General features: G+C 71.4%; 15 protein-coding genes. 10 read left to right on the top strand and 5 right to left on the bottom strand.

Annotated features, from left to right (window positions below):
* Positions 1-8 precede the first annotated feature (8 nt).
* Genes ACWEOZ_RS16035 through ACWEOZ_RS16025 form a run of 3 tightly spaced genes read left to right on the top strand, consistent with a single transcriptional unit; the run spans position 9 to position 3,116 of the window.
* Positions 9-629, top strand: coding sequence for a TetR/AcrR family transcriptional regulator (locus ACWEOZ_RS16035; protein WP_451911435.1), 621 nt, complete (start codon positions 9-11; stop codon positions 627-629).
* A gap of 1 nt (position 630) precedes the next feature.
* Positions 631-1,521, top strand: a complete 891-nt coding sequence (locus ACWEOZ_RS16030) for an ABC transporter ATP-binding protein (RefSeq protein WP_451911434.1) — start codon at positions 631-633, stop codon at positions 1,519-1,521.
* Positions 1,518-3,116 carry an ABC transporter permease gene (locus ACWEOZ_RS16025; protein ID WP_451911433.1) on the top strand — a complete coding sequence of 533 codons (1,599 nt, stop codon included), beginning with the start codon at positions 1,518-1,520 and terminating at the stop codon, positions 3,114-3,116. The genes ACWEOZ_RS16030 and ACWEOZ_RS16025 overlap by 4 nt, the downstream gene beginning before the upstream one ends.
* Positions 3,117-3,178: 62 nt before the next feature.
* Here the strand turns inward: ACWEOZ_RS16025 and ACWEOZ_RS16020 are convergent, their stop codons facing one another.
* The 3 genes from ACWEOZ_RS16020 to ACWEOZ_RS16010 all read right to left on the bottom strand — a co-directional run bounded on the left by ACWEOZ_RS16020 (position 3,179) and on the right by ACWEOZ_RS16010 (position 7,678).
* The gene (locus tag ACWEOZ_RS16020; protein ID WP_451911432.1) at positions 3,179-4,840 is read right to left on the bottom strand and encodes a Na+/H+ antiporter; all 1,662 of its coding nucleotides are present in this window, start codon (positions 4,838-4,840) and stop codon (positions 3,179-3,181) included.
* A gap of 86 nt (positions 4,841-4,926) precedes the next feature.
* Entirely contained in the window at positions 4,927-6,387 is a 1,461-nt protein-coding gene (gene ahcY / locus ACWEOZ_RS16015; RefSeq protein WP_451911431.1) for an adenosylhomocysteinase, read from the bottom strand.
* Positions 6,388-6,562: 175 nt separating this feature from the next.
* Positions 6,563-7,678, bottom strand: a complete 1,116-nt coding sequence (locus ACWEOZ_RS16010; protein WP_451911430.1) for a phytanoyl-CoA dioxygenase family protein — start codon at positions 7,676-7,678, stop codon at positions 6,563-6,565.
* Positions 7,679-7,750: 72 nt separating this feature from the next.
* Here ACWEOZ_RS16010 and ACWEOZ_RS16005 point away from each other — a divergent pair, with 72 nt between their 5' ends.
* The 4 genes from ACWEOZ_RS16005 to ACWEOZ_RS15990 all read left to right on the top strand — a co-directional run bounded on the left by ACWEOZ_RS16005 (position 7,751) and on the right by ACWEOZ_RS15990 (position 10,923).
* Positions 7,751-8,788: a LacI family DNA-binding transcriptional regulator gene (locus ACWEOZ_RS16005; protein ID WP_451911429.1), complete on the top strand. Its 1,038-nt coding sequence runs from the start codon at positions 7,751-7,753 to the stop codon at positions 8,786-8,788.
* A gap of 79 nt (positions 8,789-8,867) precedes the next feature.
* On the top strand, positions 8,868-9,203 hold the full coding sequence (locus tag ACWEOZ_RS16000; RefSeq protein WP_451911428.1) for a YciI family protein: 336 nt from the start codon (positions 8,868-8,870) through the stop codon (positions 9,201-9,203).
* On the top strand, positions 9,203-10,408 hold the full coding sequence (locus ACWEOZ_RS15995; protein WP_451911427.1) for an RNA polymerase sigma factor: 1,206 nt from the start codon (positions 9,203-9,205) through the stop codon (positions 10,406-10,408). The genes ACWEOZ_RS16000 and ACWEOZ_RS15995 overlap by 1 nt, the downstream gene beginning before the upstream one ends.
* Positions 10,405-10,923, top strand: coding sequence for a pyridoxamine 5'-phosphate oxidase family protein (locus ACWEOZ_RS15990; protein WP_451911426.1), 519 nt, complete (start codon positions 10,405-10,407; stop codon positions 10,921-10,923). The genes ACWEOZ_RS15995 and ACWEOZ_RS15990 overlap by 4 nt, the downstream gene beginning before the upstream one ends.
* On the opposite strand, the gene ACWEOZ_RS15985 is transcribed toward ACWEOZ_RS15990, so the two are convergent.
* The gene (locus ACWEOZ_RS15985; RefSeq protein ID WP_451911425.1) at positions 10,903-11,736 is read right to left on the bottom strand and encodes a TIM barrel protein; all 834 of its coding nucleotides are present in this window, start codon (positions 11,734-11,736) and stop codon (positions 10,903-10,905) included. The genes ACWEOZ_RS15990 and ACWEOZ_RS15985 overlap by 21 nt on opposite strands.
* A gap of 215 nt (positions 11,737-11,951) precedes the next feature.
* On the opposite strand from ACWEOZ_RS15985, the gene ACWEOZ_RS15980 reads away from it, so the two are divergent.
* Together ACWEOZ_RS15980 and def are read left to right on the top strand one after the other, a co-directional pair.
* Entirely contained in the window at positions 11,952-13,079 is a 1,128-nt protein-coding gene (locus ACWEOZ_RS15980; RefSeq protein ID WP_451911424.1) for a M48 family metallopeptidase, read from the top strand.
* 79 nt (positions 13,080-13,158) lie between these two features.
* Positions 13,159-13,695, top strand: coding sequence for a peptide deformylase (def, locus tag ACWEOZ_RS15975; protein WP_451911423.1), 537 nt, complete (start codon positions 13,159-13,161; stop codon positions 13,693-13,695).
* An 895-nt stretch (positions 13,696-14,590) separates the two neighbouring features.
* On the opposite strand, the gene ACWEOZ_RS15970 is transcribed toward def, so the two are convergent.
* Positions 14,591-15,793, bottom strand: coding sequence for a cytochrome P450 (locus ACWEOZ_RS15970; RefSeq protein ID WP_451911477.1), 1,203 nt, complete (start codon positions 15,791-15,793; stop codon positions 14,591-14,593).
* 215 nt (positions 15,794-16,008) lie between these two features.
* On the opposite strand from ACWEOZ_RS15970, the gene ACWEOZ_RS15965 reads away from it, so the two are divergent.
* Positions 16,009-16,428 (top strand): helix-turn-helix domain-containing protein, encoded by a 420-nt coding sequence (locus ACWEOZ_RS15965; protein ID WP_451911422.1) that lies wholly within the window; start codon positions 16,009-16,011, stop codon positions 16,426-16,428.
* Positions 16,429-16,473: the final 45 nt, after the last annotated feature.

Here is a 16,473-nt window from a genome sequence, read left to right as displayed (position 1 = left end):
CTACACACGTGAGTAGTGATCTGACGGCGCGAGCCCGCATCCGGGACGCGGCCATCCGCCTCTTCGCCGAGAAGGGCATCGGTCCGGCCACGATCCGCGACATCGCCCAGGCCGCCTCCGTGTCCTCGGGCCTGCTGCGGCACCACTTCGGGTCCAAGGAGGGCCTGCGCGACGCCTGCGACGACTTCGCGACCGAGCGGATGGCCACCCTGCGCGCACAACTGCTGGCGCGGGGCGCCTTCGGCGATGCCGCCTTCGTCGGTTCGGTGCACCCCGAGTCGATGCTGCTGCAGCGCTATCTCGTGCGCTCCATGATGGACGGATCACCCGCGGCCGAGGTCATGTTCGAACGGATGGTGGAGGCCGGGGAGCTGTGGCTGGCCGACCAGCCGATCAAGAGCAAGGATCCGCGCGCGTACGCCGCCGTGCTCGTCGCGATGAAGATGGGCATGTTCCTCATGCGGGAACAGCTCTCCCGGGTGCTCGGCGTCGATCTCGACGAGCCCGCCCACCACGCCCGCATGCTCCGGGCCTCCGTCGAGATCTTCACGCAACCGCTGCTCGATGCCGACCGGGCCGACGAGGCGTACGCGGCCCTGGACCGGCTCATCGTCCCTGAGGAGTCATGACATGACCGAGGCGATCAGCGTCGCCGGGCTCACCAAGAGCTTCGGGCGCACCCGGGCCCTGAGCGGCCTGTACCTGCACGTGCGGACCGGCGAGGTGCACGGCTTCCTCGGGCCCAACGGCGCCGGCAAGACCACCACCATCCGCATCCTGCTGGGCCTCATGCGCGCCGACGCCGGCAGCGCCTCCCTGCTGGGCGGCGATCCGTGGGCCGACGCGACCGCACTGCACAAGCGGCTCGCGTACGTGCCGGGCGACGTCACGCTCTGGCCCAACCTGTCCGGTGGCGAGGTCATCGACCTGCTGGGCCGGCTGCGCGGCGGGCTCGACCCGCGGCGCCGCGACGAGCTGCTGGAGCGTTTCGAGCTGGACCCGCGCAAGAAGGGCCGCACCTACTCCAAGGGCAACCGGCAGAAGGTCGCCCTGGTCGCCGCGCTGGCCTCCGATGTGGAGCTGCTCATCCTGGACGAGCCGACCTCGGGGCTGGACCCGTTGATGGAGGAGGTGTTCCGCGACGTCATCCGCGACGAGCGCCGCAACGACCGGACCGTGCTGCTGTCCAGCCACATCCTGTCCGAGGTCGAGGCGCTCTGCGACCGGATCACCATCATCCGCGAGGGCCGCACCGTGGAGACGGGCACGCTGGCCGACCTGCGCCACCTGACCCGTACCTCGATCGAGGCGGAGCTGATCGGGCCGGTCGACGGGCTGGCCACCCTGCCGGGCGTGCACGGCCTGCGCACCGAGGCGGGCCGGGTGCACTTCGACGTGGACGCCGACGCGCTCGACCCGGCGCTGCGCAAGCTGGTCGGGGTGGGTGTGCGCAGCCTGGTCAGCCAGCCGCCCACCCTGGAGGAGCTGTTCCTCCGGCAGTACCGGGAGCCGGCGCGATGACCGGCACCGGCCAGCTCATCCGGCTGATCCTGCGCCGCGACCGGGTGCTGCTGCCGCTCTGGGTGGTGCCGCTGACGCTCATCCCGGCGCTCTACGTCTCGTCCTTCGAGGCGTTGTTCCCGACCGACGCCGGCCGCATCGCCTACGCCCGGGTCAGCGCGGGCAACGCCGGTTTCGTCGCGCTCTACGGTCCGCTGCACGGCACCGGCCTCGGCGAGCTGGTCGCCTGGCGGGGCGGCTTCATCCCGGTGCTGGTCGCGCTGTTCAGCGTGCTCACGGTCGTCCGGCACACCCGTACGGATGAGGAGGCCGGACGCACCGAGCTGATCGGGGCCGCCGCGGTCTCGCGGCACGCCGGGCTCTTCGCCGCGCTGATCGTGGCCTTCGGCGCCAACGCGGTGCTGGCCCTGATCCAGGCACCGGTGATGATCTCCCAGGGGCTGCCGGTCACCGGCTCGGTGCTGATGGCGCTGGAATTCGCGCTGGCCGGCGGCATGTTCGCCGCCGTCGCCGCGGTCTGCGCCCAGCTGGCCGGGGGCGCGCGGTCGGCGCGCTCGCTCGCGCTGGTCGCGCTGGGAATCGCGTACGTGCTGCGCCTGGCCGGCGACGTCAGCGACCTGGGGAACGGCGCGACCGGCTGGCTCTCCTGGCTCTCCCCGATCGGCTGGGTCCAGCACATGTTCCCGTACGGCGCGGACGTGTGGTGGCCGATCATCCCCGCCGCCGGGCTCAGCGCTCTGCTCGTCGGGGTCGCCGTGTTCCTGGCCGCGCACCGCGACGTCGGCGCCGGTGTGCTGCCCGACCGCCCCGGCCCGGCGGTCGCTGCCCCCGGGCTGCGTTCCCCGCTGGCGCTGGCCTGGCGGTTGCACCGCGGCATGCTGATCGGCTGGGTGACCGGCTTCGCGCTGCTCGGGCTCGTCTTCGGCGCCGTCGCGCAGAGCGTCGCCGACCTGGTCGGGGACAGTCCCGAGCTGGCCGATGTCTTCACCCGGCTGGGTGGCGCCGCGGGGGCGGTCGACAGCTACCTCGCCGGGGTCACCGGCATCCTGGGACTGATCGCCGCGGCCTACGCCGTGCAGGCCCTGCTGCGGCTCCGCGACGAGGAGGGGGCCGGGTCGGCGGAGCTGGTGCTGAGCACCGGCGTGAGCCGGCTGCGCTGGCTGGCGAGCCACCTGGTGTTCGCCTTCCTGGGGCCGGTCCTGGCCCTGGCGGTGAGCGGCGCGGTCGCCGGTCTGGTGCACGGACTGGCGTCCGGTGACTTGGGTGGCGAGGTCGCCGCGGTGCTGGGCGGTGTGCTCGCTCAGGTGCCCGCGGTCTGGGTGCTGGCCGCGGTGGCGGTCGGGCTCTTCGGCCTGCTGCCGAGGTTCGCCCCGGTCGCCTGGGGTGCCGTCGCGGCGTGCCTGCTCGTGCTGCTGGTCGGTGCCGCCCTCCAGCTCTCGCAGTGGGTGCTGGACCTCTCGCCGTTCACCCACGTCCCGCACCTACCGGGCGGGCACGCCACGGCCACCCCCTTCGTGGTGCTGACGCTGGTCGCCGTGGTGGTGGGCGCCGCCGGGCTGGCCGGCTTCCGGCGCCGCGACGTGCCGACCTTCTGACCGGTCCCGCGCCCGCGCCGCCGACCCGCCGCCGGCCCGAGGTGGGGCCGGCGGCGGCACGGTCAGCGGGGCCGGTCGGGGAGCAGGCGTTCCTCGAAGTCGAGCTCGCGTTCCAGCACCCGCAGACCTTCGTCGGAGAGGCGGTCAGCGTCCCGCCAGCGCAGCAGCTCCTCCCTCTGGGCGTCGATCACCGCCCGGCGCACCCGGAGCCCGGCCTCGTACTGCGGGGACACCGGCACCTCGTCCGAGTCGGACTGGTCGAGCAGGTCCAGCCGGCGGCGGTAGCGCTCCATCCGCAGGCCGAGCTGCTTGCGCACCGTCTCGATGGCGTGGTCCTCGATGTCGTCGTGCTTCTCGTGGTCGATCTCGTCGAGCCGGTCCAGGGCCGCCTGCACCGACGCCGAGCGGGCCTCGTTGCGCAGCCGCACCTTGTCGGCCTCGTTGGCCCGCAGCCCGAGCATCCGCACCAGCGGGGCGAACGTGACGCCCTGGCCGACCAGCGTCACCAGCACCACGACGAACGCGCAGAACAGCAGCAGGTCCCGGTCCGGGAACGGCGCGCCGCTCTTGGTGGTCAGCGGCACGGTGAAGATGGCCGCCAGGGTGATGACCCCGCGGGTGCCGGCCCAGCTCAGCGCCGTGATCTCCTTGCCGTTGAGCCCGCGTTCCCGGTCCCGGCCGCGCTGCTCGGTCTCGTCGCTGGTGCCGCCGAGCCGGGTGTGCAGCGAGATCGGCAGCATCTGGGTCAGCACCAGGAACAGCGGGCGCAACAGCAGCACCACGCCGACCGAGATGGACACCGCGATGACGATCGTGGAGGTCTCGTACTGCGACAGGCCCCGGACCACGGCCGGCATCTGCTGACCGATCATCAGGAAGACCAGCCCCTCCAGCAGGAAGTCGACCAGCCGCCAGACCGCGCTCACCTGCAAGCGGCTGGCGCCCGAGCTCATCCTGGGCATGTCGTGCCCGACGATCAGTCCGGCCACCACCACGGCCAGCACCCCGGAGACGTGCACCCGCTCGGCCAGCAGGTACGCCACGAACGGCGTGCCGAGCGAGATGGCGTTGGCGATCAGCGGGTCCTGCATGAGCCGCCGGGCGGCCCGGACGGTGTAGGCGACGACCATGCCGGCGATCACTCCGCCGACCGCCATGATGACGAACTCGCCCACGGCCGAGGTGATGGAGAAGCTGCCGTTGGAGGCGGCGGCCAGCGCGACGCTGAGCAGGGTCAGCGCGGTGGCGTCGTTGAGCAGGCCCTCACCCTGGATCAGGGTGACGATGTTGCGGGGCAGGCCGATCCGCTTGCCGATCGCGAGTGCGGCCACGGGATCGGGCGGCGCCACCGCGGCGCCCACGGCGACGCCGGCGGCGAGCGTGGCGCCCGCCACGAACAGGCTGAAGCCGTAGCCGATGAGCAGGGCGGTGAGCAGCACCAGCACGACGGAGAGGCTGATCACTGTGCGCAGGTTGCGCCGGATGTCGACCAGCGAGGAGTCCAGCGCCGCGCTGTAGAGCAGCGGCGGCAGGATGAGCGTCAGGACCAGATGGGGGTCCAGCTCGATGTTGGGGCCGGGCAGGACGGCGTAGACAATGCCGATGACCGTCAGCAGGGCGGCGGCGGGCAGACCGGTCTTGCCGGCGACCCACCGCATCGCCACCACCACGGCGACACCGGCCAGGATGAACAGCAACGTCGTCTCGACTTTCACCCGGCACATTCTCCCGGACGGCGGCCGATCGCGCGCTCATGATCGACGGTGGCCCGGGTCTCCCGGCGAGCGGCGAGACCCGGACCGTCGATCGATCAGTACCGGTAGTGGTCCGGCTTGTACGGGCCCTCGACGTCGATGCCGAGGTATTCCGCCTGCTTCTTGGTCAGCGTGGTGAGCCGGACGCCGAGCGCGTCCAGGTGCAGCCGCGCGACCTTCTCGTCCAGGTGCTTGGGCAGCACGTAGACCTGTTTGTCGTACGCCTCCGGCTTGGTCCAGAGCTCGATCTGGGCCATCACCTGGTTGGTGAAGGAGTTCGACATCACGAAGCTCGGGTGCCCGGTGGCGTTGCCCAGGTTCATCAGGCGGCCCTCGGACAGCACGATCACCGCGTGGCCGTCCGGGAAGCGCCACTCGTGGACCTGCGGCTTGATCTCGACCTTCTCGATGCCCGGGACCTTGGCCAGGCCGGCCATGTCGATCTCGTCGTCGAAGTGACCGACGTTGCCGACGATCGCGTTGTGCTTCATCTGCGCCATGTGCTCGGGCGTGATGATGTCCTGGCCACCGGTGGTGGTGATGAAGATGTCCGCCTCGGCGACGACGTCCTCGATCCGGGCGACCTGCATGCCGTCCATCGCCGCCTGCAGCGCGCAGATCGGGTCGATCTCGGTGACGACGACGCGGGCACCCTGGCCCCGCAGCGTCTCGGCCGAGCCCTTGCCGACGTCGCCGTAGCCGCACACCACGGCGAGCTTGCCGCCCAGCATGACGTCGGTGGCCCGGTTCAGGCCGTCGACCAGCGAGTGCCGGATGCCGTACTTGTTGTCGAACTTGCTCTTGGTGACCGAGTCGTTGACGTTGATCGCCGGGAAGAGCAGCTCGCCGGTCTTGGCGAACTTGTAGAGCCGGGCGACGCCGGTGGTGGTCTCCTCGGTGACGCCCTTGATCCCGGCGGCGATCTTGGTGAACCGCTGGGAGTCCGACGCCAGGCTGCGGCGCAGGGTGTCGAGGATGATCGTGTATTCGTGGGAGTCCTCGGCGGTGGTCGCCGGGACCGCGCCGGCCAGCTCGAACTCCCGGCCCTTGTGCACGAGCAGGGTGGCGTCGCCGCCGTCGTCGAGGATCATGTTGGGGCCGAGGCCGTCACCGAAGGTGAACAGCTGCTCGGTGCACCACCAGTACTCCTCCAGCGTCTCGCCCTTCCAGGCGAAGACGGGGGTACCGGTGGGCGCCTCGACGGTGCCCTCGGGGCCCACGACGACGGCCGCGGCAGCCTCGTCCTGGGTCGAGAAGATGTTGCAGGAGACCCAGCGGACGTCGGCGCCGAGAGCCACGAGGGTCTCGATCAGCACGGCCGTCTGGATGGTCATGTGCAGCGAGCCGGCGATGCGCGCGCCGCGCAGCGGCTTGGTGTCGGCGTACTCGGCGCGGATCGACATCAGGCCCGGCATCTCGTGCTCGGCCAGACGCATCTGGTGGCGGCCGAAGGCGGCCAGCGACAGGTCGGCAACGGCGAAGTCGAGGCCGTTGCGCTGCTGGAGACGATTGTTCATGAAGAAGGGCACCCCCCTCATCGGGAGGCGCCCTTGCGTCTGTGACCCGAGGGGCCGAGCGTGGCGGATGTCCGTGGACTCCGTCGCAGCGCCTCTCGACCCGGGGCTCGCGCCGCTTTCGGCGCACGTTCCACCATAGCGGCCAAGCTCCAAGATCGCTGCTACGACCGAAACCTCAGGCTCGGCGTTCCTGCTGGTCAAGCAGGGCCTGAGTAAATTGTGGCGTGTCCCACTGTTCGGTCAGGGCCCGGTGCAGCAGGTCTGCCTGGGTCGGCGGGGCCAGACCGCCGATCGGCTGGTCACGGTCCAGGTTCGTGGGGAACGCGTAGCCCTCGGCCGCCGCCGCGACCACGTTGGCCACGTTCCCATTGAAGCCGCGCAGCACCGGGTAGAGCGCCCGGCACATGGCGGTCCGGTCCACGGTCTCCATGGCCCGGCCGAACGCCGAGGACACCTGCAGCAGGTTGGCCATCCGGTGGACGTCCGCGCTGCGATTGGTGCCCGCGCCGTGGAACAGCGCCGGGTTGAAGAACACCGCGTCGCCCTTCTCCAGCGGCAGCTGCACGTGGTTGGCCTCGAAGTAGGCGGTGAACTCGGCCAGGTGGAAGGCGAGATAGCCGGCCGGGTACTTCTGCGAGTGCGGCAGGTACAGCGTCGGGCCGGTCTCCACCGGCATGTCGACGTGGGCGACCGCACCCTGCAAGGTCAGCGCGGGGGAGAGCTGATGGATGTGCGCCGGATAGCTCTCGGCCTGCTCCCGGCTCATGAAGCCGAGGTGGTAGTCGCGGTGCGCCACCTGGGCCCGCCCACCCGGGTTCACCACGTTGATCTGGGAGGTGACCTGGTAGCCGCGGCCCAGCCAGGCCGAGGAGACCAGCGCGAGGGTGTCGTTGGCGTAGTAGTCGGCGAACGCCGCCGGATCCCGCAGGGCGAACTTGTCCAGCGCGCCCCAGACGCGATCGTTGGCGCCCGGTTTGGCGAAGTGGTCGCCGCCGACCACCCCGGCCGCTTTCTGCTCCTCGATCATCGCGGTGAAGACTGCGGTGGCGCGGTCCACCACGGCCGGGTCGAACGCGCCCCGGATGACCACGATGCCGGGGCCGTCGAGCAGCGCGCGGGCCAGCTCGGACTGCACCCCACGGCGGTCGGCGGCGGCAACGTCCGGCTCGTAGATCAGCACGTTCTGCCGCACCTGGGCGGCGTGCGGGTAGTCGGCCGGGTCGGTCGCCTGCTCGATCAGGGCCCGGAAGTCGGCGAGGCGGCAGTCGGCCGCCGCGAACCAGGTAGTCATATCGGCAGGCTAGGCCCGCCGACCACCTCAGAAGCCCTTGAGAACCCCTCAATAAACCCTCATCGTGTACGGGTGAAGCACCCGTACCGGATCCGGGAGATCGCCGCCCAGTCCGGGTTGAGCCCGGCCACGGTCGACCGGGTGCTGCACGCCCGGGGCGGGGTCCGGGCGAGCACGGTCCGCGAGGTCGAACAGGCCATCGCCGACCTGGACCGGCAGCAGTCGCAGCTGCGCCTCGGCGGCCGCACGTTCATGGTCGACGTCGTCGTGCAGGCCCCGCAGCGGTTCTGCACCGCCGTACGCGCCGCCCTCGAGGCCGAGCTGCCCGCGCTGCGCCCCGCCGTCATCCGGTCCCGTTTCCACTTCCTGGACAGCCCGGCGGTCGGCGACCTCGTCGGCGTGCTCGACCGGGTGATCCGCAAGGGCTCGCACGGCGTCATCCTCAAGGCCCCGGACGTGCCCGAGGTGGTGACCGCGGTGACCCGGCTGACCGGGCGCGGCACGCCGGTCGTGACCCTGGTCACGGACCTGCCGACGAGCGCCCGGGCCGCGTACGTGGGCATCGACAACCGCGCGGCCGGTGCCACGGCTGCTTATCTGGTGCAGCAGTGGCTCGCGGACCGGGCCGGGGACGTGCTGGTGGTGCGCGGGCACGGTTCGTTCCGGGGAGAGGACGAGCGCGAGATGGGGTTCCGGGCCGAGATGCGCGCGCGCAACGCGGGGCGCCGGCTGCTGGAGGTCGTGGACGAGGAGGACCGGGCTGACGCCGTACACATCGGCACCCGGGAGGTCCTCGCCGCACACCCGGCGGTCCGCGCGGTTTATTCGCTCTATGCCGGTGCCGGCGGCAACGCCGCGGTGGTCGACGCATTCGACCGGCAGCGGCGTTCCTACGACGTGTTCGTCGCGCACGACCTCGACGGGGAGAACACCGCGTTGCTGCGCGAGCGCCGGCTCTCCGCCGTGCTGCACCACGACCTGCGCCAGGACCTGCGCCGGGCCTGCCAGGTGGTGATGCAGGCGCAGGGCGCGCTGCCCGGACCGGTGCGCTCGAACCCGTCGGCGATCCAGGTGATCACGCCGCACAACGCCCCGCCCGCGGAATTCTGAAGTTTCTCGTCCGGCTGTCCGGAACCGCGGTGCCCGTTCGTCACCGTGGTGAGATCACGAAAAAGAGGAGAGCCCCGAGATGAAGTTCATGATGTTCGTCTGCACCGACACCGAGCCGGAGACCGACGAGACGCTGGTGCCCGACATCGAGACCTGGGTGGCCGAGAACGACGCCGCCGGCCGGCGGGTGGAGGGCAGCGTGCTCGGCTCGCCCGCGGCGGCCACGACGGTCCGGGTACGCGGCGGCGACCTGCTCGTCTCCGACGGCCCGTTCGCCGAGACCAAGGAGGTCATCGTGGGCTTCGACATCCTGGAGTGCGCCGACCTGGACGAGGCGATCGAGGTGGCCCGCAAGCACCCGATGGCCTACGGCGGCCGGCTGGAGCTGCGGCCGTTCGTGGATCTGGACAACTGATGCCGGACCCCGGGCAGGCGGTCGCCGCGGCGGGCGCGGACTCGTATCCGCGGATCGTCGCCGCCCTGATCCGGGTGACCGGTGACTGGACCCTGGCCGAGGACTGCGCCCAGGAGGCGTTGACGACGGCCCTCGAACGCTGGCCGCAGGACGGGGTGCCGGCGAACCCGGGTGGCTGGCTGATGACGGTCGCGCGCAACCGTGCGCTGGACGTGCTGCGGCGCGCGACCGTCGAACGCCGCAAGCTCCAGGAACTGGCTGTGCTGACCGAGCCCGTCGAGCGCGAGGACCAGCAGGGGGAGGAAGTCGTGGACGACCGGCTGCGGCTGATCTTCACCTGTTGCCATCCCGCGCTGGCGTTGGAGGCCCGGGTCGCGCTGACCCTGCGGACCATCGCCGGGGTGCCGACCGCGGACATCGCGAGCGCCTTCCTGGTCACCGAGTCGACCATGACGCGGCGGCTGACCCGGGCCAAGGCCAGGATCGCCACGGCCGGTATCCCGTACCGGGTGCCGGCCGGGGCGGCGCTGGCCGAGCGGCTGCCCGGCGTCCTGGCGGTGTTGTACCTGCTGTTCACCCGGGGCTACGACGCCGACGGGGAGCCGGCCTTCGCCGAGGAGGCGATCCGGCTGACCCGGCTGCTCCACGACCTGATGCCGGGGGAGCCGGAGATCACCGGGCTGCTGGCGTTGTGCCTGCTCCAACACTCCCGGCGGGCCGCCCGCCGCGACGACGACGGCAACCTGCGCACACTGGACCAGCAGGACCGGTCACTCTGGGACCACGCCGCCATCGCCGAGGCGCTCGCGCTGCTGCCGGCGACCACCGGCCCGTACGCGTTGCAGGCCCGCATCGCCGCCTGCCACGCCACGACGCCGACCGACTGGCCGGCCGTCGCCGGCCTCTACGACCAGTTGTTCTCGCTGCTGCCGACACCGGTGGTGGCACTCAACCGGGCGGTGGCCCACGGGTACGCGTACGAGCCGGCGGCCGGGTTGCGGCTGCTGGCCGAGGCGGGGGTCGGTGGGGTGCTGGACGGGTACCCGTACGCCATCGCCGCGGAGGCCGACCTGACCGCCCGGGCCGGGGACACCGGCCGGGCCGTGACGCTCTTCGAACAGGCCGCCGCGGCCGCCCCGGCCGGACCCGTGCGCCGGGCTCTGCTGACCCGGGCCGAGGAACTATCCCGAGACGAGGAACCATGACCACACCGACCGTGGAATTCAACGGTGACTTCAGCGAGCCGGGCGCCCCGGCGGTGCCCTGGGCCGACGTCGAGCGGGTGCTGACGACGTCGGAGATGTTCTTCCTGTCGACCGTCCGGGCCGACGGCCGCCCGCACGTCACCCCGCTGCCGGCGATCTGGGACCGCGGTGTGCTGCACATCTGCACCGGCGACCAGGAGCAGAAGGCGAAGAACCTGGCCCGCAACCCGGCCTGCGTGCTGTCCACCGGCACCAGCGCTTTGCACGGCGGCCTGGACGTGGTGGTCGAGGGCGTCGCCGTCCGCGTCACCGGGCCGGACCGGCTGCGGGAGCTCGCGGCCCTCTGGAAGTCCAAACTGGACTGGCACTTCGAGGTGGGCGAGGACGCCTTCCGGGACCCGGCCGGACGCAACGGCCTGGTCTACGGCGTCCGGCCCACGAAGGTGCTTTCCTTCGGCAAGGGGCCATACACGCAGACCAGATACCGCTTCGCCTCAGCCGAGGATCGCGCGTAGCCGGTCGGCGCTGCGGCGTACGTCGGCGACCGGGCCCTCGCCCACCGGCTCCGCCCGCAGGATCGTGTCCTGCTCGAGCACCCACCAGCCGTCGTAGTCGTGGCGCCGCAGCGCCGCCGCGACCGCGGCGAAGTCCACGTCCCCGTCGCCGATCGGCCGGTACATGCCCGCGTCCACGGCGTCGGTGTAGGTGCGCCGGCCGGACCGGACCTGCCCGGCGATGCTGTCGTCGACGTCCTTGGCGTGCACGTGGGCGATCCGGTCGCCGGCCGACCGGGCCAGCGCCACCGGGTCGGTGCCGCCGATCAGCAGGTGCCCGGTGTCCAGGCAGAGCCCGATGCCGCTGCCGTCCAGGACCCGCTGCACCTCGGCGGTCTGCTCGACCATCGTGCCGACGTGCGGGTGCAGCACCGCGGTGAGACCACGCTCCCGGGCTTGGGCGTCGAGCTTGTCGAGATTGGTGAGCAACCGCTGCCAGCCCTCGGCGTCCAGTTCGGGCCGGGCGTCGTAACCCTCCTGGCCGGTGGCCGCGGCCAGCACCACGGTGTCCGCCCCGGCGGCCACGAACCGGTCCAGGTCCAGGACCGGCTGATGCGCCGGATCGTGCAAAACCACCGGTACGAAGCCGCCGACGGCGCGCAGACCCAGCTCCCGCAGGAGCTCGTCGGAGGGCAGGAAGCCGTCCGGACCGAACTCCGTCGCGGTCAGGCCCACCTCGCGCATCTCCCGCAGGACCCGTTCCGGGCTCAGCTGATGTCCCCAGCCCGGCACCTCACAGACACCCCAGGAGATGGGCGCTCCGGCGATCTTCATGCTGCGCTCCTCGCTGTGCTCCTCCTTGAGAATGGGCTGGCCGGGAATGGGTCACAAGCGGCCCCGTCCATCAAAAACACCTCAGCGGCGGGCACCCCGGGTCGGCCGAAAGTCTGATTCACGCACGGTGAAGTCCCGCTCGGAGCCGATGCGCCCGGGTGGCCGCATTGGCGAAGCTCATCTCGGATCTCCAGACGAGGCGCGGAAGGACCACCATGACGATCGACGACGAGAATCGGCCGGCCCGGCAACGGGTCACGCTGACCGATATCAGCTCCCGGGCGTGGGAACACCCCGCCGACCGCGGCGCCCTCACCGCCCTGCGTGAACTGCGCGGCTTCGACGACGTCGTGAAGGCGTTCTTCGGCATGTGGAACGAGCGCGGCTTCCGCCTGCAGTACCTGGCCGGCTCGATCCGGGTCGACCACCGCCAGTACCCCCGCGTGTACCAGCGGTTCACCGAGGCGGCGACCACCCTCGACGTGGCCGAGCTGCCGGAACTGTTCGTCAGCCAGTCACCGATGATCCACGGCCAGGCGATCGGCATGGACAAGCCGTTCATCGTGATCACGACCGCCGCGGTGGAGAAGCTGGACGACGACGAGCTGCGGGCCCTGTTGGGTCACGAGATCGGCCACGTACGCAGCGGCCACGCTGTCTACAAGACGATCATGATGATTCTGACCAAGTGGGCGACCAACGTCAGCTGGCTCCCGATCGGCGCGATCGCCCTGCGCGCCATCATCGCCGCCATGTACGAGTGGTGGCGCAAGGCGGAACTGTCGGCCGACCGGGCGGGCCTGCTCGCCGGCCAGGACCCGGCCGCGTCGATCCGCCTGCTGATGAAACTGGCCGGCGGCGGTGACCTCTCCCAGATCGACACGGCGGCGTTCCTGGAGCAGGCGGCCGAGTACCAGGGCGGCGGCGACCTGCGCGACAGCATCCACAAGATCAGCATGACCGCGTGGAGCAGCCACCCGGTCCCGGTGGCCCGCGCGGCGGAACTGCGCCGCTGGGTCGACTCCGGCGAGTACAGCCGCATCATCGGCGGCGACTACCCGCGCCGCGACTCGGACGGCAACACCTCGGTGACCGGCGACGTCAAGGCGGCAGCGAGCCACTACCGCGAGTCGTTCGAGAACTCCCAGGACCCGCTGGTGACGCTGGCCCGCCGGGTGACCGGCGGAGCGGCCGACCTGGGCGACTGGGCCGGCACCCAGGCCGGCAAGGCCCGGGCGTGGGCCAGCACGGCGGCGGACGCGGCCGGACGGGCGGCGCGCCGCGAGAGCCGTCCGGCCGACCGGCCCGCTGACCCGCCGGCCGGCGACACCCCGCCGGTCTGACCGGGACCGCCCGCGCCTTTGGTACCCCACCCCCGGCGCGGGCGGTCCCCCAGCACGGTGCTCGGCATAAAATCGGGCTGTGCAGACGCGTGCCGGAACCCCACGACCCATCACCCGCTACGGGAACCCCGTCCTGCATCGGCGATGCGCCGACGTGACCGTGTTCGACGAGGAGCTGCAACAGCTCATCGCCGACATGTTCGCCTCGATGGCCGCCGCGGAAGGGGTGGGCCTGGCGGCGAACCAGATCGGCGTCGACGCCCGGATCTTCGTCGTCGACTGCCCCGACGCGACGGAGACGAACGTCGTGGCGCACGTCGTCAACCCGGTCCTGCACGTGCCGGATGCGCGCGACCTGGAGGTGGACAGCGAGGGCTGTCTGTCGGTCCCGGGGGTCCGCGCCGACGTCGGCCGGCCCGCGACCGCCTACGTGACAGGCGTCGACATGTTCGGCAAGCCGGTACGCATCGACGGGACGGGGTTGTTGGCCCGCTGCCTGCAGCACGAGACGGATCACCTGGACGGGCTGCTCTACGTCGACCGGCTGCCGGGGAAGAAGCGTAAGCGGCTGCTTGCGGAGAGTGCCGAGGCTCCGGCTGTGGGCGTCACGGAGTAATCGCCGGCCGGGTGATCAGCCCTGTCTGCGCCGGGGATCATCCGAGCCGGGACGGGCCCGCGCCGGGCGGGTGGTCGGCGTCCGCCGACCGGAGGCTGCGACCGTCGCGACGGCCCGGCGGGCCGCCGCTTCCGCCGACCCGCCCCTGCTGACCGGAGAGTGGACCATCGGAGATTCGGCCATTCGGCGATGATCGACGGTACGGATGGACAATAACCGCCACGGTCGATACTCTTTCCTACGACGCCGTTGCGAGTTCTTCCCCCGTGGAATTCGCAGCGGCGCTCCTATTTTCCGGCCGTGTGTGGCTTCTGGCCCTCCGCGGCTACACAGCCCCCCGCCCTCCGCGGCTGCGCGGCCCGGCCCTCTGCGGCCCCGGCCCTCTGTGTCCCCCGCCCTTTGCGTCTCCTGGTCCTCTGCGTCTCCCGGCGCTCTGCGTCTCCGCGGCCCCCGCCCTGCGCGACTTGCGGGCCCGGCGAGTCGTCCCGGTCCGCGAGCCTTCCCGGTCCGGCGAGCCGTCCCGGTCCGCGAGCCTTCCCGGTCCGGCGAGCCGTCCCGGTCCGCAAGCCTTCCCGGTCCGGCGAGCCGTCCCGGTCCGCAAGCCTTCCCGGTCCGGCGAGCCGTCCCAGTCCGCGAGCCGTCCCAGTCCGCGAGCCGTCCCAGTCCGCGAGCCTTCCTGGTCCGGCGAGTCGTCCCGGTCCGCGAGCCTTTCGCTCCGGCGAGCCGTCCCGGCCCAAGGAGGTCTCCCGGCCCGGTGGGCCATGCCTCGCCGGTCCTCGCTGCGCCGCGAGTGCTGAGCACCCGTCGCTGATTCCATCCCATGGCCGGTTGCTTGAACCGTCCGGCGTTTCCTGCCGCTGAACCCCCAGCGCTTCCTGGCCGGCCGGTGACGGGCTCAGCCGACGGAGATCGGCAGGTTGGTGTAGCCGCGGATCGCCAGGCTGTCGCGACGGCCGGGTTCGCCGGCCAGGGCGAGCTGCGGGAAGCGGGCCAGCAACGCCGGGATGGCGATCTGCGCTTCGAGCCGGGCCAGGGGCGCACCGAGGCAGTAGTGGATGCCGCCGCCGAAGGACAGTGGAGCATTGTCCGGGCGGCGAAGGTCCAGCCGGTCCGGGTCGGTGAAGCGTTCCGGGTCGCGGTTGCCTGCTCCCAGGTAGGCCACGATCCGTTCGCCGCCGGCCACCGGCACGCCCGCGATTTCGACATCGTCCCAGGCCACCCGGCTCAGCAACTGCACCGGAGTGTCGAAGCGCAGCAGCTCCTCGACCGCTGACACCGCCAGCCCGGGCTCCCCGCGCAGCAGGTCGAGCTGGTCGGGGTTGCGCAGCAGGGCGACGACGCTGTTGGCCAGCAGGTTGGTGGTGGTCTCGAAGCCGGCCGCGAACAGCAGCGCCGCCATCGTGAGCAGCTCGTCCTCGGTGAGCTTCTCGCCGTCTTCCTCGGCTGCAACCAGCGCACTGATCAGGTCGTCACCCGGTTTGCGGCGGCGCTCGGCGGCCAGGCCGGCGAGATAGGCGCGGATGGTGGCGGCCGCCGGGTCCGCGGTGGCCAGCACCTCGGGCGTGATCACTTCGAGCACCTGGGTCCAGTCCCGGACCAGCCCTTGGAACTGCGCGCGATCCTCCTCGGGGATGCCGAGCAGCTCACCGATGACGTTGACCGGCAGGGGGAACGCGAACGCATCGATGAAGTCGACGTCGCCGTTCATCCGTACCAGAAGATCCTCGACCATCTCGGTGATCCGCGGCTGCAGGGCCTGGACCCGGCGGGCGGTGAAGGAGGAACTGACCAGCCGGCGCAGCCGGGTGTGGTCCGGCGGGTTGATCGCCAGGATGCTGGTGAAGAGCTGGTGCAGCGCGGGGTGGTCGGCCCAGTCGGCCCGGACGAACTCGAGCATGTGCGACGGCATGTGCCCGAGCCGTGGATCGCGGGTGACCGCGATGCAGTCGGCGTGCCGGGTGACAACCAGCGCGCCGTCGTCGGCGCGCACGACGGGGGAGATCTCGCGGAGTCGCTGATAACGAGGGTACGGATCCTCGCGGCCGGTCAGGTGGGTCAACTCATCGAGCAATGTCGATACTTCTGGACTCTCCACAATGTCCGTCACGGTGAAAAGGATACCGGCGGGTTGAGTGGGCGGGGTGCATCGTTTAGGCTCGGCCGAGCGTCATCAATCTGAGTTTACGGTCGTTCACCGACGCCCCTACATCGGGGGATGTGCAGCCTCGGCTGCTCATGGGCGTCGATGCTGCGACCGGTTTTCGTCGGTATGATCCGCATGTCCCATCTTGGCCCGGCGACGAGGGGAGTGCGGTGCCCAGCGAGTTCTCCATCGCCGAAAAACTGGACCGCCTCTTCACCCAGGTCAGGTCCGCGGGCCAGGGCGAGGCCAGCTACATGGCGGTGGCCGAGGCCATCCGGGCGCAGCAGGGCATCCAGATCTCGCACACGTACATCTGGCAGCTCCGCACCGGACGCCGCACCAATCCGACCGTCCAGCACCTGAAAGGCCTGGCGACGTACTTCGGCGTCCCGATCGCCTACTTCCTGGACGACGACGAGGCCCGGAAGATCGACAGTCAGCTGGCCCTGCTCGGCACCCTGCGCGACGCCAAGGTGAAGGAGATCGCTCTGCGTGCGGCTGACGTGTCACCGAGCAGCCGCGACACGATCGGCGAGCTGGTTCGCAAGGTGTGGGAGCTGGAACGGGACCGCGGCAAGCCTGACGCTTGAGCGTCTGCTCTCCACGAGCCGGCCTCTCGAGCACCCACCCTCGAC

Source organism: Actinoplanes sp. NPDC004185 (assembly GCF_053603475.1).
The sequence above is the reverse complement of the archived record's forward strand: the minus strand, read 5'-3'. Positions and strand labels throughout refer to the sequence as shown.